The sequence below is a fragment of the Micromonospora sp. NPDC047756 genome (genome assembly GCF_055587245.1).
Window position 1 is genome coordinate 463,891 of the sequence record NZ_JBVJGQ010000005.1, and the last position, 22,333, is coordinate 486,223.

18 protein-coding genes and 1 pseudogene are annotated in these 22,333 nt (G+C 72.5%); 7 read left to right on the plus strand and 12 right to left on the minus strand.

Going from position 1 to position 22,333, the window contains the following annotated elements; all coding sequences use genetic code 11:
• Window positions 1-11: 11 nt before the first annotated feature.
• A complete protein-coding gene (locus ACZ6NZ_RS18840) occupies window positions 12-2,150 on the minus strand; it encodes a sialate O-acetylesterase (RefSeq protein WP_465859297.1) in 2,139 nt (712 codons plus the stop codon).
• 181 nt (window positions 2,151-2,331) lie between these two features.
• Between ACZ6NZ_RS18840 and ACZ6NZ_RS18845 the strand changes: the two genes are divergently transcribed.
• Window positions 2,332-3,360, plus strand: coding sequence for an acyltransferase family protein (locus ACZ6NZ_RS18845; RefSeq protein ID WP_465859299.1), 1,029 nt, complete (start codon window positions 2,332-2,334; stop codon window positions 3,358-3,360).
• Here ACZ6NZ_RS18845 and ACZ6NZ_RS18850 read toward each other — a convergent pair.
• Both ACZ6NZ_RS18850 and ACZ6NZ_RS18855 read right to left on the minus strand, forming a co-directional pair.
• Window positions 3,357-5,348, minus strand: coding sequence for a trypsin-like peptidase domain-containing protein (locus ACZ6NZ_RS18850; protein WP_465859301.1), 1,992 nt, complete (start codon window positions 5,346-5,348; stop codon window positions 3,357-3,359). The two genes, ACZ6NZ_RS18845 and ACZ6NZ_RS18850, sit on opposite strands and share 4 nt — an antisense overlap.
• A gap of 90 nt (window positions 5,349-5,438) precedes the next feature.
• Window positions 5,439-7,043 (minus strand): DUF6541 family protein, encoded by a 1,605-nt coding sequence (locus ACZ6NZ_RS18855; RefSeq protein ID WP_465859303.1) that lies wholly within the window; start codon window positions 7,041-7,043, stop codon window positions 5,439-5,441.
• 132 nt (window positions 7,044-7,175) lie between these two features.
• Between ACZ6NZ_RS18855 and ACZ6NZ_RS18860 the strand changes: the two genes are divergently transcribed.
• From ACZ6NZ_RS18860 to hutH, 6 genes are all read left to right on the plus strand, one after another.
• Window positions 7,176-8,027 (plus strand): MurR/RpiR family transcriptional regulator, encoded by an 852-nt coding sequence (locus tag ACZ6NZ_RS18860; RefSeq protein WP_465859305.1) that lies wholly within the window; start codon window positions 7,176-7,178, stop codon window positions 8,025-8,027.
• A gap of 17 nt (window positions 8,028-8,044) precedes the next feature.
• Entirely contained in the window at window positions 8,045-9,703 is a 1,659-nt protein-coding gene (gene hutU / locus ACZ6NZ_RS18865) for a urocanate hydratase (protein ID WP_465859307.1), read from the plus strand.
• The gene (locus tag ACZ6NZ_RS18870) at window positions 9,700-10,911 is read left to right on the plus strand and encodes an allantoate amidohydrolase (RefSeq protein WP_465859309.1); all 1,212 of its coding nucleotides are present in this window, start codon (window positions 9,700-9,702) and stop codon (window positions 10,909-10,911) included. The genes hutU and ACZ6NZ_RS18870 overlap by 4 nt, the downstream gene beginning before the upstream one ends.
• 265 nt (window positions 10,912-11,176) lie before the next feature.
• The gene (locus tag ACZ6NZ_RS18875; protein WP_465859310.1) at window positions 11,177-12,538 is read left to right on the plus strand and encodes a formimidoylglutamate deiminase; all 1,362 of its coding nucleotides are present in this window, start codon (window positions 11,177-11,179) and stop codon (window positions 12,536-12,538) included.
• Window positions 12,535-13,716, plus strand: a complete 1,182-nt coding sequence (hutI, locus tag ACZ6NZ_RS18880; protein WP_465859312.1) for an imidazolonepropionase — start codon at window positions 12,535-12,537, stop codon at window positions 13,714-13,716. The genes ACZ6NZ_RS18875 and hutI overlap by 4 nt, the downstream gene beginning before the upstream one ends.
• Window positions 13,713-15,251 carry a histidine ammonia-lyase gene (gene hutH / locus ACZ6NZ_RS18885; RefSeq protein WP_465859314.1) on the plus strand — a complete coding sequence of 513 codons (1,539 nt, stop codon included), beginning with the start codon at window positions 13,713-13,715 and terminating at the stop codon, window positions 15,249-15,251. Before hutI ends, hutH begins: the two co-directional genes overlap by 4 nt.
• Window positions 15,252-15,282: 31 nt before the next feature.
• Here the strand turns inward: hutH and rdgB are convergent, their stop codons facing one another.
• The 9 genes and pseudogenes from rdgB to ACZ6NZ_RS18930 all read right to left on the minus strand — a co-directional run bounded on the left by rdgB (window position 15,283) and on the right by ACZ6NZ_RS18930 (window position 22,144).
• Window positions 15,283-15,900 (minus strand): RdgB/HAM1 family non-canonical purine NTP pyrophosphatase, encoded by a 618-nt coding sequence (gene rdgB, locus ACZ6NZ_RS18890; protein ID WP_238678306.1) that lies wholly within the window; start codon window positions 15,898-15,900, stop codon window positions 15,283-15,285.
• Window positions 15,897-16,622: a ribonuclease PH gene (gene rph, locus ACZ6NZ_RS18895; protein WP_465859316.1), complete on the minus strand. Its 726-nt coding sequence runs from the start codon at window positions 16,620-16,622 to the stop codon at window positions 15,897-15,899. The genes rdgB and rph overlap by 4 nt, the downstream gene beginning before the upstream one ends.
• 53 nt (window positions 16,623-16,675) lie before the next feature.
• On the minus strand, window positions 16,676-17,419 hold the full coding sequence (locus tag ACZ6NZ_RS18900; protein ID WP_366610611.1) for an MBL fold metallo-hydrolase: 744 nt from the start codon (window positions 17,417-17,419) through the stop codon (window positions 16,676-16,678).
• A gap of 223 nt (window positions 17,420-17,642) precedes the next feature.
• On the minus strand, window positions 17,643-18,608 hold the full coding sequence (locus tag ACZ6NZ_RS18905) for a PLP-dependent cysteine synthase family protein (protein WP_465859318.1): 966 nt from the start codon (window positions 18,606-18,608) through the stop codon (window positions 17,643-17,645).
• A 143-nt stretch (window positions 18,609-18,751) separates the two neighbouring features.
• Window positions 18,752-19,051, minus strand: a pseudogene (locus ACZ6NZ_RS18910) (MoaD family protein); the annotation flags it as partial.
• A 65-nt stretch (window positions 19,052-19,116) separates the two neighbouring features.
• Complete coding sequence (locus ACZ6NZ_RS18915; protein ID WP_465859320.1) at window positions 19,117-19,605, minus strand: M67 family metallopeptidase; 489 nt, start codon at window positions 19,603-19,605, stop codon at window positions 19,117-19,119.
• Between the two features lie 52 nt (window positions 19,606-19,657).
• Window positions 19,658-20,158: a DUF2017 domain-containing protein gene (locus tag ACZ6NZ_RS18920; protein ID WP_210780952.1), complete on the minus strand. Its 501-nt coding sequence runs from the start codon at window positions 20,156-20,158 to the stop codon at window positions 19,658-19,660.
• On the minus strand, window positions 20,155-20,445 hold the full coding sequence (gene clpS / locus ACZ6NZ_RS18925; protein WP_088946433.1) for an ATP-dependent Clp protease adapter ClpS: 291 nt from the start codon (window positions 20,443-20,445) through the stop codon (window positions 20,155-20,157). The genes ACZ6NZ_RS18920 and clpS overlap by 4 nt, the downstream gene beginning before the upstream one ends.
• A 148-nt stretch (window positions 20,446-20,593) precedes the next feature.
• Complete coding sequence (locus tag ACZ6NZ_RS18930) at window positions 20,594-22,144, minus strand: P-loop NTPase family protein (protein ID WP_465859323.1); 1,551 nt, start codon at window positions 22,142-22,144, stop codon at window positions 20,594-20,596.
• Window positions 22,145-22,333 lie beyond the last annotated feature (189 nt).

A 22,333-nucleotide genomic window follows, 5' to 3' on the forward strand; every position in this document is an offset into this window, starting at 1 on the left:
AAGCGGGATCACTACCCGCCGGCGATCGGAAGCCCTTGGAAGGCCAGCAGGCCGACCCCGGTGGCGTTGACGCACCAGGGCCCGGCGTCGCCCCGGTAACTCAGCCCGGTCGCGCCGTCGGCCGGGCCGGAAAGGCTCAGCACGAGTCGCCCTCCCTCGCGGTACTCGACGGCGGTGACGGTGGCGCTGCTGCCGTCGATCGTGAAGTCGGTGCCCGCGCCGGCCCGGACCGTCAGCGGGTCGACGCTACGGAGCTGAACCACCACCTGGGTACGCCGAGCGTCGGTGAAGGCGGCCGACCGAGGGTTCGGAGCAGACACGCCCTCGCTGGGACCGCGGTGGATGTCTCGGGCCAACGCGGCGAACGCCTGATCGCCCAACTCGCGGTAGCCCTGTTCCCAGGCGAAGTGGCAGCCTTCCCGGCCCGACAGGGCCGTCGTCGACAGCACCGTCACCTTCAGGGTGTCGGCCAGCCGTCGTTGGGCCTCACGCAACGGGCCGCCGGAGGTGTTCCCGCACGGTGAGCTGCCGACCTGGACGACGTAGTACCGGGTGCCGCCGGCGGTCCGGAAACCGACCTCCCGACGCCAGTCGGTCAACAGCGCGGTGAACCCGGCGACGTGACCGGCGGCGTCGTTGTTGTCGGCCTCACCCTGGTACCAGAACACCGCCCGGACCTCGCCGATGACGTTCGCGGCGCTGAGTCGTTGCCGCAAGCGGCCGTAGTTGGTGCGCAGGTCACCGGGGTTGCCGTCGTTGCGTTGGAAGAACGACACGACCTTGCTGCTCTCCGCGCCGTTGATCACGGCTACCGGCACCTGGTAGGTGTCCATGAGTCGGTGGGCCGCCCGGATCCCCCACTGGCCGACCGAGCCGGGCTGCCGGACCGTACCCGAGACGGCGTAGTTCCAGGTACGGTCCGCGCCGGAGAGGACCCGGTCCCCGGTGGTCGAGCCGAAACTGCGCACGTACGGGGACTCCTCGCCGATCGACGAGCCCCGGTGACTGGCCGCCACCGCGTTGGACTGGCCCTGGATGACGTACACGTCGCCGGACACCACGCCCTCCCACAGGGCCGCCCGTCGGGCGACGCCGTCGCCGAGCACGTGCAACTCGAATCGGTACTCCCGAAGCGCGGCGGTGATCCGCTGCCGGAAGGCGAACTCACCGCCGGCACCGATGGGCACCGTCTCGTCCCAGCCGTCGGCCCCGCTGACGACCTTGAGGCGTACGGCGCGCACGCGCGGGTCGGTAGCCTTCCCCGCCACCGGCACGACAGCGCCGCCGGCCGCGTCCCGGGGGTACAGCTGCCGATCCCGGGGATGCTGACCGACGGTGAGGACCGAGGCCCGGGCGTAGACCGTCAGCCGACGTTGGGTGTACGTGCCGGCGTTGTCGGCGGCCGTCCAGTCGGGCTGACCGGTGGGGGCGGTCCCGATGCCCACCGACAGCGGCTGGGCGTCCGAGGTGAAGCCGTTGACCGCGAGGACCGTCTGCGGGGCCGCCGCTGCCGGGCGGGTGGCAGCGATCGTGTGCACCTGGAAGGAGCCGTACCCGATCGACGAGTACACGTCGTCGTCGGCGTCGTACCGGTCGGTGGTGGCGCCGGGGACCTGGCCGGAGTTGACCGGCCCGTACTTGTTCGGCCACATCTCCAGATAGCCCGTGAGGCCGGTGCCGGTGGCCAGGCCCGGCGCGTTGGTGGCGACCTCCAGATCGGCGATCCGTTGGCGGACGATCTGACCGGCCCGGGTCGGCAGGCCGAGGCGTCGGGCGTCGGTCGTGAACGGGGACATGGCCGTCCACACCCACTGCGTACCGGTGGGGCCGGTCAACTCCAGGCAGTAGCCGATCCGGTCGAACCCGCCGGCCACCGTGGCGGCCCGGTCGAACAGGAGGGCCGGAGGTCTCCTGGGGTCGATCCGCTCGGGCAGGTCGAGTGCGCTGACCGGGGTGAAGCCGGCCATCCCGTGCGCGTTGGCGGCACAGGCGGTGCCGTCTATCGGCGCGACAGGCGGCGGGGTGTCGACGTCGGCTGCCGACCAGGCCGCGTCCGGTGCGCCGGTCCTCGTCGGCCACCAACCGAGCACGGGGACGGCCGCCAGGAGCAGGACGATCACCCCGAAGCCGATCCAGGCCGGTCGGGGCACCGATCGGAGACGGGCCCACGGAGGGTGGGGACGAGACACCCGGGAACCTCCACAGTGTGGGCAGCGTGTCGTGCCCCAGATTAGGCGATGCGGCGTACCCGACGGCGCCGGCACGACCTTCGGCCGAACCGGTGCTGATCCGAGGCGTGGGTCGGTGCCGCTGTCTGAAATGATGCCGGCCATGGCCGCAACGAGCACGACACCGGCGGCGGGTAACCGCTCCGCCGGTGTCGACCTCCTCCGGATTGTCGGGATCGCCGCGGTGGTCGTGGGCCACGTCTGGAGCGACGATCTGACCCGGGCGTCCATCTACACCTGGCACGTTCCCGTGTTCTTCGTCCTGACCGGCTACTTCTGGTCGCCCGGTCGGCCGCTCGGCGGTGAGCTGCGCAAGCGGTGGACGAGCCTGGGCGTGCCCTACGTGGTGTGGTTCCTCATCCTGGTCGCGGCACTGCTCGCCGCGGACGCCGCGACGGGTCAGGTCGCGCCGGGGACGTTCGGTGACGCGCTCTACGGCGGCACGGCCGCGGTCCGACCGTTCTCCGCCTTCTGGTTCGTCTCGGTGCTCTTCATCGCGGCGGTCGCGTTCCGGTGGCTGGAGCGGTTCCCCGCCGCGGTCGCCTGGACGGTCGCGGTGGCCGGCCTGGTCACGGCGTACCTCGCGCCCAGCGTTGTCACCGCCGGCCCACTCGGGCTCTTCCTGGTCCCGGCGTGCCTGGTCTTCGTGCTGGCCGGGCGGCTGCTGCGGCGGCTCCGCCCGCGTCTTCCGGCCAGCGCCGGTGCGGCGTCACTCTCGATCGGGGTCGGCTTCGTGCTGCTGGGTCTCAACCGGGACCTGGACCTCAAGGCCGGCGACTTCGGCTCTCCGGTGCTGGGGGTGCTGACCGCGATCCTGATCAGCGTCGGTCTCATCCGGCTCGCGGAGGAACTCGACCTGCGCATCGGCGCGCGGGCGTCGCGGGTGATCAGTCGACTGGCCGGCTGCGGCATCGCCGTCGTGCTCAGTCACGCGGGCATCCTGTGGGTCCTCCAGACGCCGAGGGCCGGCCGGGTGGTCGACCTGGTCGCCGCTCTCGTGGTCCCCTGGGTGTTCGCGTGGATCGTCATCAGCACGCCGCTGGGCCCGTGGTTGACCGGCACCCGGATCGGCGGTTCCGCGCGGGCCGCCAGCGGCGTGGCGGCTCGGCCGGGTGCCGCTCAGACGCACTAGAAACGGCTGTTGCGCCGCCGCGCCAGGAGCATCACCACGGCACCCACGACGGCGACAGCGAGCGCGCCTCCGGCCGCGGCGATCACCGGCACGGCCCAGCCCGACCCGCCTGAATCGTCGCCCGGCCCCCGGCTGTCGACGGCCGCCTGCCGGTACGAGTGGGCCAGCAGGTTGGTCGGAGAGTTCCGCGCGGCCTCGTCGAACTGGGCGATGGCCTTCGACTCGTCACCGGCGAAGTACGCGTCGAGGCCGCTGCGGTACTGGTTGTCGCCCTTGCCGAGCGCGTTCGTGACGCCGGCAGCCTGGAGGAGGGCGGTCATGGCGGAGACCGGCACGACGAGGCGGTTCGCCTTGTCGGGCCGCAGAACGTCGTTGTCCAACATGCCCACCACCCGGCCGCTCGGGTCGATGGCGATCCCGCCCCGCGAGTAGAGCCCGAGATCCTCGTTGATCCGGTACGGGTTCAGCGGTGTCGAGGTGTCGACCCCGGTCACGGCCGCCGTCTTCGACAGCACCGTGTAGGTGGCGGCGCGGAAGCTGGTGTCGGTGGTGCCGTAGCCCAGAACGAGCAGTGAGGTCTCCGGGCCGATGCTGGCCGACGTGTTCAGCTCTGCCGTGGGCAGGTTCTTCTGCTCCAGCTTGATCAGGGCGACGTTCCCCGCCTCGATCGGAAGGGCCCGCACGACGGTGCCGGCGATCGCCGGGCTGTCCGTCACCTCGCCCTTGGCGATGTTGAGCTGCCCGTACAGCCGGGTCTCCGGTTGGTCGCCGGCGTTCGCGCCGGTCAGGACGGAGGTGCTCAACCGACTGCGGGTCCAGGTGCTGATGTCCTTGGCCTGCAGGCCGCCCTCGGCGACGAGCCGGTTGGCCACGGCGTTCAGGGCGCTCCCGACCAGGACGTCCGGGGTGGGTTGCACGCACTGGCTGTTGCTAAGGACGTACCCCTCGTGTTGGACGACCACGCCGCTACAGCGCCGGCTGAAGGTCACCGGGGCCTTGTCCAGCAGGGCACCGCCGGCCTTGTTGCGGACGTACCCGGTGAACACGACCTCCACGAAGACCATGGACGGCCCGGCGACGGCCAGTGCCCGCTCCTCGGGGCTGCGCAGGGCGGCCTGCGCCCAGGGCTTGAGGCCGGGGGCGAGCGGGGTCGCGGCGGGGAAGCCGCTGGCGGTGACGGTCGGCGGGGCGTCCGGTTCGGCGGGCTCATCCGAGCTGAGGGCGTAGATGCCGGCACCACCACCGACCACGGCCACCAGGGCCAGCGCGGCCACACCCGCCCAGAGGCCGGTACGCCGCTTGGGTGGCGCCGAGGGCTTGATCCGCCGTACGGGGGCGGCGTACGGGTCGAACGGGGGCACGTCGGCCGGCGGGCCCGACACGGTGGCCGGCGTCGGAGCGACGTCGTGGCCGACCGGGCCGGCGGGCGAGGCGGGTGCGCCCGACGCCGGCGCGGCCGAGACGGGGTGGGCGGGCGGCTGGTTCGGGATCGCCGCCGACTGCACCGCCCACGGGGCGTGCGGCATGTCGACGACCGGCTGCGGCGCACCCGACACGGGTTGCGGCACGCCGGACACCGGTTGCGGCACACCGGACACCGGTTGCGGCACGCCCGACACGGGGTGCGGCACGCCGGACACCGGCTGGGGAGGGGCGGAGACTGGTCGGGGGGCTGCGGGCACCGGTTGGTACTCCACGCCGAGCGCGCGGAACAGCTTCTCCGGGGCGGGTCCGGCCTCGGCGGCGTACGCCACCCAGGGCGCGGCGGCAGAGAAGTCGGCGTATGTGATCGGGGGTCCGTCGGGCGACTGGGCGAGCGCGTTCGCGACCTCGGCGAACGCCTCCCGCCACCCGGGGGCGGCGGCAACCGTCGCGTCCAGCACGGCCACGCTCACGAACCGGCCCTGCTCGTCGATGGCGGCCCAGGCTTTGCCCACCGGTGAACCGCCCAGCAAGTGGGTGAACCTGTAGGGGCCTTCCGGCTGCATGCCAACTCCTCCGCTCGACCGCCAGCCGCATGGTACCGACCGGTGGCACAGTCAGTCGCCTGGCGGTCACCCGTCAACTCGTCGTCGCCGTCACCTTTCGCTGATCACGACCACCGGCTCCGGTCCGGACGTGACGCGTTCCACGCGATAGTCGGCGAGCGCCGCCTGCCACACCGGCTCGCTCGGGTGGGTGTACGCGCGGACCAGCCAGACCCGGGAGCCGGGCGGCTGTTTCGCGGCCCGGGCCAGAATCTCGTCGAGAGCGTCCTTGATGGACGGCGCGTCGGCGGCTTTCGGGAGGATCACATCGGCGCGGGTGGGCATGGTGACTGTCCAACCGACGGTGCCATCGACCGGCGCGACCAACTCCAGTGGATCCCGGTCGGAGTAGAGCGTGAACCCGAACCAGGCGGGCCCGCTGACCACGACGAGATCGTGCGGCCCCTTGTGCGCCGCGACGTACCGGGTCGACGACCCGATGTCGGTGATGGCCTGGTGTGCCGTCCAGACCCCGGGCTCGTCGCCGTCCAGGCGGTACCAGCGGTGGTTGACTGCGGCGAAGCTGGCGAGCAGGACGGCGCAGGTGACGGCGGCCACCACGCCCGGTGCCAGCCGGGGCAGCCCGCGGCGGACCAGGGCGACGGTCAGGTCGGCCAGACCGACGATGCCGATGCCGACCACCAGGCCCGCCACCACGATCAGGAAGTGGGACGTGCGCGGGTCGAGCAGCGGGTAGATCCCCGCGACACCCAGCCCGCTGGCCGCCACCGGCAGCAGGAGGACGGCGATCGCCGGGGCGGTGCGTCCGCAACGGAACAGCGTGACGACGCCGAGCACGAGCAGCACGGCGAGGATCGGCACGGGTGCGCCGAGCAAGGGTGACAGGGCCTTGGTCTGCCGTACGAGGTGTCCGGGCAGTTCGGAGAGGCTCGGGAGGAAGTCGTCCCAGTAGTCCCGCATGGCATCGCTGTTGCCCCGGGCGGACACTCCGAAGTAGACGGCCGCGGCGAGTGCGCCGGCGACCAGGCCGGCGACGGTCGCCTCGACCGTCCTCGCCCACTCCCGACGGACGGCGACGGAGAGCAGCAGGCCGCCGAGCACAGAGACCGCGACGATGGCGGTGGTGTGACTCAGCAGCATGCCTAGACCCACAGCGACCACCACCACCGCGAGCCGTCGCCGGGACCAGGAGCGCCCGGTCCAGGTGGCCAGGGCGAGCAGGCAGACCGCCACCGCCGCGTCAGCGGTGTACTGCTTCAGGTCGTGGCGGGTCTGCTGGACCGGCAGGAGCAGGACGGTGAGCCCGCTGACCACACCGATGAGGATGCCCCGGGTGCGCTCGGAGGCCAGCGAGCGGCCCAGTAGGTAGGCCGCGACAACGGTGAGCAGTTGGAAACCCAGGGGTACGACCCGGAGGTGGTCGATGTCCGGGACCAGCCGGAGCAGGAAGCTCCACCCGATCGGGCTGGACGAGGTCGTCACCGGCAGATCGGTGAGGGGGAAGCGGACCGAGAGCGCGACCCACGCCTCGTCACCCCAGTACTGGGCGGTCAGCCACGACCGGATGTCGTTGACGACGAGGAAGGCCCCGAGAAGGGCGATGATCGGCACCGCCGCACCGACCGTCGCCCGGACGCGCGGAGAAGGCGCCGGACGAGAGGTCTGAATGGGCGGGGCGTCCTCGACTGCGACCACGACGCTCCTTCTCGACGAACAGATCCTGCTCACGCTGGCCGCCCGCATGTTACGAGCCGCGACGGCTGAATGGGGGGCAGGGGGTGACCCGAGGTGGTTGTCTATGAAAGTTTCTATGCATAGAGTCAGCTCATGAATGAAGGAGCTGTCGCGGCCCCCGCTGACCGGGTGCTCGACCTGTTCCAAGGGGTGCGGCTCACCCCCACCCAGCGGCGCATCGCGCACTGTCTGGTGCAGCACGCCCCCGGCGTGGCGTACCTGTCCGCCGCCGAGGTCGCCGAGCTGGCCGGCGTGAGTCAGCCGTCGGTCACCCGGTTCGCCGTCGCGCTCGGCCACGACGGCTACCCGGCGCTGCGCCGCCGGCTGCGCGACCTCACCGGCTCGACTCCGGGCGGGTCGACGGACACCGGCAACGAACTCCAGCAGGCGGTACGCGCGGAGATGGGCAACCTGGACCGGCTGGCCGGTCAGCTCGCCGACCGGGACCGGATCGCCGAGATCGGGCGCCTGCTCGCCGAGAGTCGCCCACTGCCGGTGCTCGGCCTGCGCGCCGCCGCGCCGCTGGCCGCCTACTTCGCCTACTTCGCGGCGAAGGTGCACCCGGACGTACGGGTCCTCGACGACGGCGGCAGCCTGCTCACCGACCGCCTGGAGCAGGCGGCCGAAGCCGGGGCGTCCGCCGTCCTGGCCTTCGTGCTGCCCCGCTACCCCCGGGAAACCCTGGACGCGCTGCGCGATGCCCGCCACGCCGGGTTGACGGTGGTGGCGATCACCGACTCGCCGGTCAGCCCCGCCACCGAGCACGCCGACGTGGTGCTCGCCGCGACGGTCGGTACGCAGCTCGTCTTCGACCTGCACACCGCCCCGATGACCCTGGCCATGGTGCTGTTGCAGGCGATCTGCGACGCCACGCCGGCCGACACCCAGCGCCGACTGGAGGCATTCGAAGCCTCCGCGGCCCGCCGACAGTTGTTCCTCGGTTGACCGGAGGAGAACCAGAGATGACCCAGCCCATTCGTGCCGCACGGGGCAGCCAGCTCACCACCCGCGGGTGGCAGCAGGAGGGCGCCCTGCGGATGTTGATGAACAACCTCGACCCCGAGGTGGCCGAACGCCCCGACGACCTGGTGGTCTACGGCGGCACCGGCAAGGCGGCGCGGGACTGGCCGTCGTACCACGCGTTGGTCCGCACACTGACCGACCTACGCGAGGACGAGACGATGCTGGTGCAGTCGGGCCGTCCGGTCGGGGTGATGCGCACCCACGAGTGGGCGCCGCGGGTGCTGCTGGCCAACTCGAACCTGGTCGGCGACTGGGCGACCTGGCCGGAGTTCCGCCGCCTCGAACAGCTCGGCCTGACCATGTACGGGCAGATGACCGCCGGTTCGTGGATCTACATCGGCACCCAGGGCATCCTCCAGGGCACCTACGAGACGTTCGCGGCGGTGGCCGCCAAGAGGTTCGACAGCACTCTGGCCGGCACGCTGACGCTGACCGCCGGCTGCGGTGGGATGGGCGGCGCGCAGCCCCTCGCGGTCACCATGAACGGCGGCGTCTGCCTGATCGTGGATGTGGACCGCACCCGGCTCGACCGTCGGGTGCACGACCGCTACCTGGATGAGGTCGCCGACTCCCTGGACGACGCGATCGCTCGGGTCCGCGCCGCGAAGCGGGAGCGCCGGGCCCTGAGCGTGGGCGTGGTCGGCAACGCCGCCGAGGTCTTCCCGGAGTTGCTGAACCGGGGCGTCGAGATCGACATCGTGACCGACCAGACCAGCGCGCACGACCCACTGGCGTACCTGCCGGTGGGGGTGGAGCTGGCCGAGGCCCGGGACCACGCCGCCGCGAAGCCGGCCGAGTTCACCGACCGGGCCCGCGCGTCGATGGCGCGCCACGTCGAGGCGATGGTCGGCTTCCTCGACGCGGGCGCCGAGGTGTTCGACTACGGCAACTCGATCCGGGGTGAGGCACAGCTCGGCGGCTATCAGCGCGCCTTCGACTTCCCGGGCTTCGTGCCCGCGTACATCCGGCCGTTGTTCTGCGAGGGCAGGGGTCCGTTCCGGTGGGCGGCGCTCTCCGGCGACCCGGCCGACATCGCGGCCACCGACCGCGCCATCCTCGACCTGTTCCCGGAGAACGAGTCGCTGGCCCGGTGGATCAAGCTGGCCGGTGAGCGGGTCGCCTTCCAGGGCCTGCCGGCCCGGATCTGCTGGCTCGGCCAGGGCGAACGGGACCGGGCGGGCGTGCGGTTCAACGACATGGTCGCCTCCGGCGAACTCTCCGCCCCGGTGGTGATCGGCCGGGACCACCTGGACACCGGCAGCGTCGCGAGCCCGTACCGGGAGACCGAGGGGATGGCCGACGGCTCCGACGCCATCGCCGACTGGCCGCTGCTCAACGCCCTGGTCAACACGGCAAGCGGGGCGTCCTGGGTGTCCATCCACCACGGCGGCGGGGTGGGCATCGGCCGGTCGATCCACGCCGGGCAGGTGTGCGTGGCCGACGGCACCGCTCTCGCCGGTCAGAAGATCGAGCGGGTGCTCACCAACGACCCGGCGATGGGCGTCATCCGGCACGTCGACGCCGGCTACGAAAGCGCCCGCGAGGTCGCCGGCCGCACCGGGGTCCGGGTCCCGATGACCGAGGGTGACCCCGCGTGAGCGACGACCTTTCCGCCCGGTTCCGGGCGCTGTGGGACGAGATCGCGCCGGTCGGGCGGGACGCCGACAGTGGCGGCTACCTGCGGTACGCGTTGACCGAGCCGGAGCTCGAGCTGCGCGCCTGGTTCCGGGCGCAGGCCGAGCACCGTGCCATGCCGGTCACCGAGGACGGCAACGGCAACCTCTTCGCCCACTGGGGTGACCCGGAGGCGTCCGACGCGGTGCTCACCGGCAGCCACTTCGACTCGGTGCCGCACGGCGGGGCGTACGACGGGCCGCTCGGCATCGTGAGCGCGTTCCTCGCCGTGGACGAGCTGCGCGCCGCCGGTGTCACCCCCGACCGGCCGCTGGTCCTGGGCGCCTTCGTCGAGGAGGAGGGAGCGCGCTTCGGCGTACCGTGTCTGGGGTCGCGGCTGCTCACCGGGGCGCTGACGGCCGAACGCGCGGCCGGCCTGCGCGACGCGGCCGGGGTGAGCTTCGCCGAGGCGCTCGGTGACCGGCCGGCGGGCGCCCGTCCGGAGTTGCTGGGCCGGTTCGGCGCGTTCGTCGAGTTGCACGTCGAACAGGGCCGCGCGCTCGTCGACACGGACGCGCCGGTGGCGGTGGCCAGCGCGATCTGGCCGCACGGCCGGTGGCGCTTCGACGTCGTCGGCGAGGGCAACCACGCGGGCACCACCCGGATGGCCGACCGCCGCGATCCGATGCTGACCTACGCGTTCACGGTGCTGGCGGCCAACAAGGAGGCCCGGCTGCGCGGCGCGCACGCCACGGTGGGCCGGGTCGCCGTCGAGCCCAACGCCACCAACGCGATCCCGTCGAAGGTGACCGGCTGGTTGGACGCCCGGGCCGCCGACCCGGAGACGCTGACCGGCCTGGTCGAGGCGGTACGCGGCAAGCTCGCCGAGCGGGCCCGCCGCGACGGTACGACGGTGACCGTCACCGAGGAGTCGGCCACCCCGGTGGTCGCCTTCGACGGCGGGTTGGCCGAACGGCTGGCCACGCTGCTCGACGCGCCGGTGCTGCCCACCGGCGCGGGGCACGACGCCGGGGTGTTCGCCGCTCACCTGCCCACCGCGATGCTCTTCGTGCGCAACCCGACCGGCGTCTCGCACTCCCCCGCCGAGGCCGCCACCGACGACGACTGCGCCGCCGGGGTGCGGGCGCTGGCCCGGGTGCTGGAGGAGCTGACATGCGCTCGATCGAGCTGACGAGCCGGCGGCCGAGTGCCCCGGCCCTTCAGCGAGTGCGGGTGTGTGGTCTCCGGCGCGACGCTGCTGGGCACCTCTTGTCGTTGTCCTTTGGAGCTGATGTCGCGAACGAATCAGCCGCCGCGCCCCAGCCGCTGCTCTCATCGCAGCCGTTGCTGTCATCGCAGCCGTTGCTGTCATCCCCGCCGCTGAGGTCACCTGAGCAGCCGACATTCTCCCGGCCGCTGATGTCGCAGACGATTCAGCTCCAAAGGAGGCGAGCGGCATGACCACCACCCGCTGGCTGGCGGACTACGCCTGGCTGCCCGAGCACGCCGAGCCCACGCCCGACGTGCTGATCGAGGTCGACGAGGGCCGGATCACCGCGGTGACGCCGCTGCTGGGAGCGCATGGACCGGAGGCCGGGGTCGAGGTGCACGCCGACGCGGTGCCACTGCCCGGCCTCACCCTGCCGGGGCTGGCCAATGTGCACTCGCACGCCTTCCACCGGGCGCTACGCGGGCGCACCCACGGCGGGCGGGGTGACTTCTGGACCTGGCGGAACCAGATGTACGCCGTCGCGGACCGGCTGGACCCGGACACCTACCTCGCGCTCGCCCGAGCCGTCTACGCCGAGATGGCGCTCGCCGGCATCACCTGCGTGGGCGAGTTCCACTACCTGCACCACCGACCGGACGGCGGCGCCTACGACGACCCGAACGCGATGGGCGCGGCGCTGGTGGAGGCCGCCGCGCACGCCGGGATCCGACTCACAGTGCTGGACGCCGCCTACCTGACCTCCAGCGTGGACGGTCAGCCCCTCGCCGGGCCGCAACGCCGCTTCGGTGACGGTGACGCGGGCCGCTGGGCCGAGCGGGCCGCCGCGTTCCAGCCGACGGACCCGCACGTGCGGGTCGGCGCGGCCGTGCACTCGGTGCGGGCCGTCCCGGCCGATCAATTGCGCCGTGTCGCCGACTGGGCCCGGGAGCGGCAGGCGCCGTTGCACGTGCACCTCTCCGAACAGCCCGCCGAGAACGACGAGTGCCGGGCCGTGCACGGGCGCTCGCCCACCGCGCTGCTCGCCGAGCACGGCGTGCTCGGGCCGCACACCACCGCCGTCCACGCCACCCACCCCACCAGCACGGACCTGTCCCTGCTCGCCGACAGCCGGACCGGCGTGTGTCTCTGCCCGACCACCGAGCGGGACCTCGCCGACGGCATCGGCCCGGCCCGGCTGATGGCCGACGCCGGCATCCGGTTGAGCCTCGGCAGCGACAGCCACGCCGTGATCGACCTGTTCGAGGAGGCTCGGGCGGTCGAGTTGGACGAGCGGCTGCGGACCCGCCGGCGCGGCCACTTCGCGCCGCTCGACCTGCTGAACGCAGCCGGCGTCGCCGGGCACGCCGCGCTGGGCTGGGGTGACGCCGGCAGGATCGCGGTCGGCGCCCGTGCCGACCTGGTGACGGTACGCCTGGACAGCGCCCGCACCGCCGGGGTGCCGCCGGTGGGCGCGTTCTTCGCCGCCGGCGCGGCGGACGTCGAGCAGGTGGTGGTGGACGGCCGGGTGGTGGTGGCCGAGGGCCGGCACCTGACCGTCGACGTGCCGGCCGAACTGTCGTCCGCGATCGAGGCGGTGACGCCCGCATGAGCGGCAGCCTGCTCGTCGACAACATCGGGGAACTGGTCACCAACGGTGCCGGCGAGGGTCCGCTCGGCATCCGCCGCGACGCCGCCGTGCTGGTCGAGGCGGGTCGGGTGGTCTGGGTCGGGCCGTCCGCGTACGCGCCGGCCGCCGACCACCACGTCGACGCCGGGGGTGCCGCCGTGCTGCCCGGTTTCGTGGACAGCCACGCCCACCTGGTCTTCGCCGGGGACCGGGCCCCCGAGTTCGCCGCCCGGATGGCCGGTCAGCCCTACACCGGCGGCGGAATCCGGACCACCGTCGGCGCCACCCGGGCCGCCACCGACGACGAGCTACGGGCCACCGTGCGCCGGCTGCGCGGGGAGGCGCTGCGCCAGGGCACCACGACCATGGAGATCAAGAGTGGGTACGGCCTGACCGTCGCCGACGAGGCCCGCTCGCTGCGGATCGCCGCCGAGACCAGCACCGAGACCACCTTCCTGGGCGCGCACGTGGTGCCCGCCGAGTACGCCGACCGCCCCGACGACTACGTGGGTTTGGTCTGCGGGCCGATGCTGGCCGCCGCCGCCCCGTACGCGAAGTGGATCGATGTGTTCTGCGAGCGGGGCGCCTTCGACGTGGACCACGCCCGCGCCATCCTCGCCTGCGGTCAGGCGGCCGGGCTGGGCGTACGGCTGCACGCCAACCAGCTCGGCCCCGGTCCCGGGGTGCAACTGGGTGTGGAGCTGGACGCGGCCAGCGTCGACCACTGCACCCACCTGAGCGACGCCGACGTGGCCGCGCTGGCCGACGCGGCCCACAGCGACGGGGCGGGCACCGTGGCGACCCTGCTGCCCGGGGCGGAGTTCTCCACCCGCTCGCCCTACCCGGACGCCCGCCGGCTGCTCGACGCCGGTGTCACGGTGGCGCTGGCGACGGACTGCAACCCCGGCTCGTCGTACACCTCGTCGATGCCGTTCTGCGTGGCCCTCGCGGTCCGCGAGATGCGGATGACCCCGGCGGAGGCGGTCTGGGCCGCCACCGCCGGTGGCGCACGGGCGCTGCGCCGCGACGACATCGGCGTCCTCACCCCCGGCGCGCGGGCCGACCTCGTCATCCTCGACGCGCCCTCACACCTGCACCTGGCCTACCGGCCCGGTGTCCCCCTGATCCGCCAGGTAATACGCAACGGAGTTCCGCAATGACGCACGTGACCATCCAGCCCACCGGAGTCCGCGCCGACGACGTGCTCGCGGTGGCTCGAGGCACCGCCACCGTCGTCCTCGCCCCGGCCACCATCGACGCGATGGCGACCAGCCGGGCCATCGTGGACGGCATCGAGTCGTCGGGCCGTCCCGTCTACGGGGTCTCCACCGGGTTCGGCGCGTTGGCCAACACTTTCGTCGCGCCGGAGCGGCGGGCCGAGCTGCAACACGCGCTGATCCGCTCGCACGCCGCCGGTGTGGGCGCCCCGATGCCCCGCGAGGTGGTCCGGGCCATGATGCTGCTGCGGGTCCGATCCCTCGCCCTGGGCCGCTCCGGAGTCCGGCCGCTGGTCGCGGAAGCCCTGGTCGACCTGCTCAACCACGACATCACCCCGTGGGTCCCGGAACACGGCTCGCTGGGCGCCTCCGGCGACCTGGCGCCGCTGGCGCACTGCGCGCTGGTGCTGCTCGGTGAGGGTTGGGTGCTCAGCCCGGCCGGTGAGCGGCAGGACGCCGCCGACGCGTTGACCGCCGCCGGGCTCAAGCCGATCGAGCTGGCCGCCAAGGAGGGGCTGGCGCTGATCAACGGCACCGACGGCATGCTCGGCATGCTGCTGCTGGCCATCCACGACGCCGCCCACCTGTTCGCCATGGCCGACGTGACGGCCGCGCTGGCCATCGAGGCGATGCTCGGCTCGGAACGGCCGTTCCTGCCCGAGCTGCACGCGATCCGCCCGCACCCCGGTCAGACGACGTCGGCGGCGAACATCCACCGCCTGTTGCAGGACTCCCGGGTGATGGACTCGCACCGCGACGACCTGGCGCACGCCGTGCAGGACGCGTACTCGATGCGCTGCGCGCCGCAGGTGGCCGGCGCGGCCCGCGACACCCTGGACTTCGTCCGCACCGTCGCCGGCCGGGAGCTGGTGTCCGTCGTGGACAACCCGGTGGTGCTGCCGGACGGCCGGGTCGAGTCGACCGGGAACTTCCACGGCGCACCGCTCGGCTTCGCCGCGGACTTCCTCGCCATCGCCGCCGCCGAGGTCGGCGCGATCGCCGAGCGGCGGGTCGACCGGCTGCTCGACGTCACCCGCTCCCGGGAACTGCCGGCGTTCCTCTCCCCCGACGCCGGGGTCAACTCCGGGCTGATGATCGCCCAGTACACGGCGGCCGGGATCGTCGCCGAGAACCGTCGGCTGGCCGCCCCCGCCTCGGTGGACTCGCTGCCCACCAGCGGAATGCAGGAGGACCACGTCTCGATGGGGTGGGCCGCCGCCAAGAAGCTGCGCACCGTCCTGGACAACCTGACCAGCCTGCTCGCGGTGGAGCTGCTGGCCGGCGTACGCGGCCTCCAGCTGCGCGCGCCGCTGGAGCCGTCGCCGGCCGGCCGGGCGGCCGTCGCCGCGCTCGGTACGGCAGCCGGCGAGCCCGGCCCGGACGTGTTCCTCGCCCCGGTGATGGAGGCGGCCCGAGCCGTCGTCGCCGGGCCGGAGCTGCGCGCCGCCATCGAACGGGAGGTCGGCCCGCTGGGCTGATCTCCGGCGGGTCAGTGTCGTCCGCCGCGGGTCAGGCGGCGGGCGGCAGCACCTTGGCGATCAGCTTGGCCAGCTCACGCAACGCCTTGCCCCGGTGGCTGATGGCGTCCTTCTCCGCCGGGGTCAGCTCGGCGTTGGTGCGGTCCTGTCCGTCGCCCAGGAAGATCGGGTCGTAGCCGAACCCACCGTCACCGCGCGGGGCGCGCAGCACCCGCCCGGACTGCCGGCCGTCGACGAGGTGCTCCTTGCCGCCCGGCAGCACCAAGGCGACGGTGCAGACGAACGAGGCGGCCCGCTGCTCATCGGGCACGTCGCCGATCTGGTCCAGCACCAGCTGAAGGTTGGCCCGGTCGTCGCCGTGCTGGCCGGACCAGCGGGCGCTGAACACCCCCGGCATTCCGTTGAGCGCGTCCACAGCGAGCCCGGAGTCGTCGGCGATGGTCGGCAGGCCGCTCTGCCGGCAACCCTCCCGCGCCTTGATCAGCGCGTTCTCGCCGAAGGTCAGGCCGGTCTCCGGCAGCTCCGCGTACTGCTCGATGTCGTCCAGCCCGAGCAGGGCGATCCGGTGCGCGCCGAGCGCGCCGTCCAGGATCCGCTGAAGCTCGACCAGCTTCTTACGGTTACGGGTCGCGAGCAGGACCTTGTTCATGCGAGTGCCTTCCGTTGGGCTTCGGCCAACTCGGCGCAGCCGGCGACGGCCAGGTCGAGCAGGGCATCGAGCTGGTCGCGGGCGAACACGCCCGCCTCGCCGGTGCCCTGCACCTCGACGAAGTCTCCGGTGCCGGTGCACACCACGTTCATGTCCACCTCGGCGGCGACGTCCTCCTCGTAGCAGAGATCGAGCCGTGCCTCCCCGGCGACGATCCCCACGCTGACCGCGGCCACCGAGCGGTGCATCACCTTCTCCGGCTTACCGGCCAACGACTTGCGGGCGGCCAGCCAGCTCACCGCGTCGTGCAACGCGACGTACGCGCCGGTGATCGCGGCCGTGCGGGTGCCGCCGTCGGCCTGGAGCACGTCGCAGTCGAGCACCACCGAGTTCTCGCCGAGCGCCTTGAGGTCGATGCTGGCCCGCAGACTACGGCCGATCAACCGGGAGATCTCATGGGTACGGCCACCGACCCGGCCCTTGACGCTCTCCCGGTCGGAGCGGGTGTTGGTGGCCCGGGGCAGCATCGCGTACTCGGCGGTCACCCAACCGAGCCCGGAGCCCTTGCGCCAGCGGGGCACCCCTTCGGTGACGCTCGCCGTGCAGAGCACCCGGGTGCCGCCGAACTCGACGAGCACCGAGCCCTCCGGATGGGTGCTCCAGCCTCGGGTCAGGGTCACCGGTCGGAGTTGAGAGGGCCCTCGCCCGTCAGGTCGCGCCATGCCTGCACCCTATGCGGTGCGGCGATCCACCCCGCCCGCGGTGCCCCGGTGGGTCAGATGTCGTAGCTGGCGCCGGGTCGGACCACTTCGAGCGGGCCGGTGTACGCCGCGGCGGCCGACTCCAACGTGTGCGCCTCGCTGCCCCAGGCGGGCACCAGGTGGGTGAGCAGCAGCCGTCCCACGGCGGCCTTGGTCGCCGCCTCGCCGGCCTCCCGGCCGGTCAGGTGCAGATCCGGCGGATTGTCCACGCCGTCGAGGTAACTGGCCTCGCAGAGGAACACGTCGGCGTTCTGGGCCAGCCGCAGCAGCGCCTCACAGGGCGCGGTGTCCGACGAGTAGCACAGCGAACGGCCCTCGTGCTCCAGCCGCACACCGTACGTCTCGACGGGGTGGTTGACCCGGTCGACGGTGACGGCGAACGGGCCGATCGGGAAGGTGCCCGGCTGGAGCGCGTAGAACTGGTACACGTCCTCCACCGAACCGTCGTCCCCGTAGGCGGCGCTGAGCCGGTCCGGCGCGCCGGCGGGCGCGTACACCGGCAGCGCCGGGTAGGGGCCGTCCGGGGCGTACCGGCGCACCACCACGTAGAGCACGGCGTCGAACATGTGATCACAGTGCAGGTGGGTCAGCAGGATGGCGTCCGGGGCGTGCAACCCCGCGTACCGCTGAAGGCTGGACAGCGACCCCGAGCCGAAGTCGACCAGGAGCCGGAACCCGTCGGCCTCGACGAGGTAGGCCGAGCAGGGCGACTCGGGGCCAGGGAAACTGCCGGCGCTTCCCAGAACGGTCAGTCGCATCGAGTGGTCTCGCTGTCACTGTCAGTAGCACCTGTGCCGGCGATGGTCCCAGCGATGATCTCTACCGACGCGTACGCCACGCTGCGCAGCCTACGCTGGCGCACCCGGCAGCAAGAATCATCCAACGGAAGTTGTCACGAACGTGACACCTGCTCGCGGTACCTCACCATGCGTACGGGCCGTCGACGAATGTCGACGGCCCGTAGTCGGCAGACCAGATCGGTCAGGCCCAGAGCTGCCCCTCCAGGGCGTCCTCGGCGTCGGCGAGGGTGCCGCCGTACGCGCCGGTGGACAGGTACTTCCATCCGCCGTCGCAGACCACGAAGGCCACATCGGCCCGCCGGCCGTCGCGCACCGCCTCGTGCGCCACCGCCAGCGCGGCGTGCAGGATCGCACCGGTGGAGAAGCCGGCGAAGATGCCCTCCACCTCCACCAGCTGGCGGGTGCGCAACACCGCGTCCCGGGTGCCGACCGAGAACCGCCGGGAGAGCACCGACGCGTCGTAGAGCTCCGGAACGTACCCCTCGTCGATGTTGCGCAGCCCGTAGACCAACTCGCCGTAGCGCGGCTCGGCAGCCACGATCTGAATGCCCTCGACCTTTTCCCGCAGGTAACGGCCGGTGCCCATCAGGGTGCCGGTGGTGCCCAGCCCGGCCACGAAGTGCGTGATGCTGGGCAGGTCGTGCAGCAGCTCCGGCCCGGTCGTCTCGTAGTGCGCCCGCGCGTTCGCCTCGTTGCCGTACTGGTAGAGCATCACCCAGTCGGGGTGCTCGACGGCGATCTGCTTCGCCGTGGCGACCGCCTGGTTGGAACCACCCGCCGCCGGCGAGAAGATGATCTCGGCCCCGTACATCCGGAGCAGTTGCACCCGCTCGGTGGAGACGTTCTCCGGCATCACGCAGACCAGCCGGTAGCCGCGCAGCTTCGCCACCATGGCCAACGAGATGCCGGTGTTGCCGCTCGTCGGTTCCAGGATCGTGTCACCCGTGCGGAGTCGGCCAGCCTCCTCCGCCGCCCGGACCATGAACAGCGCCGCGCGGTCCTTGATGCTGCCGGTGGGGTTGCGGTCCTCCAGCTTGGCCCAGAGCCGCACCGGAGGGGCCCCCTCGGGCACCGTCGGGGAGAGTCGGGGCAGGCCGACCAGCGGCGTGCCCCCGCAGGCGTCGAGCAGGCTGTCGTACCGCGCCATGGCGGCCGACCTCAGCGAGCCGCGACGGCGTCGCGGGCCACCGCGTCGACGGCACTCGGCGAGCTGGCGCTGTGCGAGCTGATCGCCGCTGCCGCCGCGCTGTGCGAGCTGATCGCCGCTGCCGCGGCGCTGTGCGAGCTGATCGCCGCTGCCGCGGCGAAGCCGAACGCGCCGCCGGCCACGGCCGGCAGGATGGTGACGCTGTCGCCGTCGGAGAGCTTCGCGTCGAGCGCGCCGAGGAAGCGGACGTCCTCGTCGTTGACGTAGACGTTGACGAAGCGGTGCAGCGCGCCCGCGTCGGTGATCAGCCGGCCGCGCAGACCGCCGTGCCGGGAATCCAGGTCGGTGAGCAGGTCGGCCAGCGTGTCGCCGGTGCCTTCGACGACCTTGGCGCCGCCGGTGTAGCTGCGCAGGATGGTGGGGATGCGAACCTCAATGGCCATGATGGGGAACTCCTCGATCGGGTGTGCCTACGCTGACGGGACGAGATGGTTGCGGCGCTGACAGGTCAGCGGCCGGAACACTCGTAATCGACCGTCGCCGGGCTCTGCCCGAACATGTACGACTGGACGGCGTGCGGGTCGACAGCGGCCTCCACGACACGGACCGGCTCCTCGGTGACCACACCGTCGACGATCCGGAACGACCGGATCTCCTCCGAGTCGGGCTCACGGGTCGAGACGAGCAGGTAGTGCGCCCCCGGCTCACCGGCGAAGGAGACGTCCGTCCGCGACGGGTACGCCTCGGTGGCGGTGTGCGAGTGGTAGATGACGACGGGCTCCTCGTCCCGGTCGTCCATCTCCCGCCACACGCGCAGATGCTCCATCGAGTCGAACTCGTAGAAGGTCATCGACCGCGCCGCATTGTCCATCGGGATGTGCCGGGTCGGGGTGTCGCTGCCGACGGGACCGGCGACCACGCCGCACGCCTCGTCAGGGTGATCCCGGCGCGCGTGGGCGACGATCGCGTCAATGATCGACCGGTCGATGCTCAGCACGTGCACCAGCCTAACGCCTGCCGGGCACAGGCCGAAGTGGTGCCGGTCACCCTTAGTCGATCAAGGCGTTGAGCAGCGACTCCTGTAGATACCCGAGATAGGCGTAGACCGAAAGCTGGAACACCCGGCTGGAACCCGGGTCCTCAGCGACGGCGTCGTCCAGCTCCTCGCCCAGATCCGTGCCGTCCTTGATCTCCAGGCGGACGCCCATCGCGAGCCGTGCGTCGTTCAGTGCCCGCAACCACGCCTCGGCGGCCTCGGCGTCCAGCCGCACCTCGCCGCCGGCCTCGTCCGGCAACGCGGCCAGGATCGCCCCCGCCTGATCGATCTTCGCGGTCTTCAGGTCGCCCTCGGTGTAGCGGCGAAACTCGGCGGTGCCCGGAGCGTCCTGCGGGTAGACCGCCGGAAAGAGCCGACCGACCACCGGGTCGGTGTGGTCGAAGCCGTCGGTGAGCAGACCCACCACCTCGGAGGCGACCTTGCGCAGCACCCGCACCTCGTCGACGGCGAAGACGGCGACGTAGTGACCGGCCTGGCGATGGAACATGCTCATGATCTGTCCACCGTCGCCCACAGCCCGTACGCGTGCAGCTGCGACGCGTCGTGCTCCATCCGTTCGCGGGCACCGGTGGAGACCACGGCACGGCCCTTGTGGTGCACGTCCAGCATCAGCTGTTCGGCCCTCTCCCGGCTGTAGCCGAAAAGCTTCTGGAAGACCCAGGTCACGTACGTCATCAGATTGACCGGGTCGTCCCACACGATCGTCACCCACTGCCGGTCGGACGCCGGCACCTCGTCAGTGTCCGGCGTCTCGACCGGTGCAACCTGCGGAGCCGCCATGCCCCCCATCGTGCCACCGGTTTCCCGGAACCGAGGAACCGGAACGCCGGACCGGCGCGGATCACCCACCCCGGGCCGTCCCGACCCGCCCCGGACGCCATCGGAGGTGGGGTCCGGACCGGACCCGGACCAGCCGGTGGACGCGCCGTCAGGCGAGCAGAATGCCGTGATCGACTGCATCGGAGAGCACCACGCCCAGCGAGAGGCGGATCACCTCGAACCGTCGGGAGATCTCCCTGGACAACCCCAACTCGACCTCACGCACCGCCCGTTGGGACCAGGCCCGCGCCGCGCTGTGGTCAGCGTTGCCGGGCGTACGCCACTGCTGCCAGCATCCGCCGGAGAGCGCCACCGCGATGGGCGGGAGCACCTCGTCACGGGACGCCACCGGATAGCTGGCGGCGGCGGCGATCGCCTCCAGGCCGGTCAACTCGGCCACGCCGGCCGTGCTGGTGATCAACAGCACCTTGTCCAGTTCGTGGCCGGGCCGGTGGTCGGCCAGGCCGTACCGCACGGCGGTGGCGATCCGGCGGCGCACGCCCTCGGCCGGCGGCGCGCCGAGCACCTGGGACGCGACATCGGTCATGATGCCGCGCACCGCCTGATCGCACTGTGCGGTGGCCAACAACGACAACGCCGCCATCTCACGGTCGAGGAGATCCGGCAGGCCGGCGAGGCCGACCCCGAACACGATCTCCTGAACGGCCCGTAGGTGGATGTTCGCCAATTCCAGGGCGAGGTGCTGGCGGATCCGCTGAGCACACGAGCGGGCGTGGCGGTCGAGCCGCTCGGACCAGTCACCCGGATCGGCGGCCACGGCGACACGGCCCTGCTGTCCCGGCAGGATCGGTGGGTCGACGCTGGCCCGCTGCAACCCCTCACGCGACGCCCAACCCACCAGCGCCCGCCGCAGGTCGGCGGCAGTGTCGGCCCCGTCGACCGGGAACCACCGCGCGCCGGCCAGCGCCGGCACCGCGGCCAGGAGCGCCGCACGGTGTGCCTCCACAGTGACCGCCACCGCATCCACCTCGGTCTCCGCACCCCCGACCGGCGGGACGGACGCCCCCGCGCCCTCCGTAGTCGCCGTGCCGTCGGCCAGCGGAGCCCAACCCGCCGCGCCCGGGGTGACCGCGAAGACGACCTCCACCGCGGTCGGGGCGACCTCGGCCAGCAGGTTCAACTCGGCGGCGGTGAAGGCCTGGTCGGCGGCGATCACGAAGAGCAACGCGCCGGCCCGGCCCGCCGCTTCGAGCAGCACCCGGGTGCCGGACACGCCGAGGGTGGCGGTGTCCGGAACGTCGACCAGGGTGAAGTGCCGCAGCAGCGGCTGGGGCACGCTCAGCTCGACACGCCGGGGCGGGCGGGCCAACGCCGGACCGGCGGCGTCCCGGTCCGCGCCGTACGAGTGCGGCTGCCGGTAACCGGGCACGAACGCCGCCCGGGTGGGCACCTTGGCGTCGCGCACCACCAACCAGCTGCCCGCCGGCACGGTGAGCATGACCGGGTCGAGCCCGAGCAGGGTGGCCAGCACCGCACGCCGCTCGGCACCGGCCGGACCGACGGCGACCACCCCGAGCGGCTCGTCCGGGGCGGCGCCGGACACGCCGACCCGGGTGGGGAGGGGGCCGCAGGTGGGCAGGTCGGCTGGGCCGGTCATGTCGCCGGGCGAATCGACCGAGGGGAGAGGGCCCTGCTTCATCAGGTGCCTCCCGTTGCAGGTGACCGGGGGTCCGGTCGCGAAATTTCCGGTACGTCAACCCGGATGTCGGAAGACTACGGGCGGGCCGGCAACCGAGCGGAACACCTCGAATACTCAGCGGTAATTGTGCGATTACTCAACTTCGCACGGTGACGGTACGGGCGCGGACGGATTCCGGTCGATATGCTG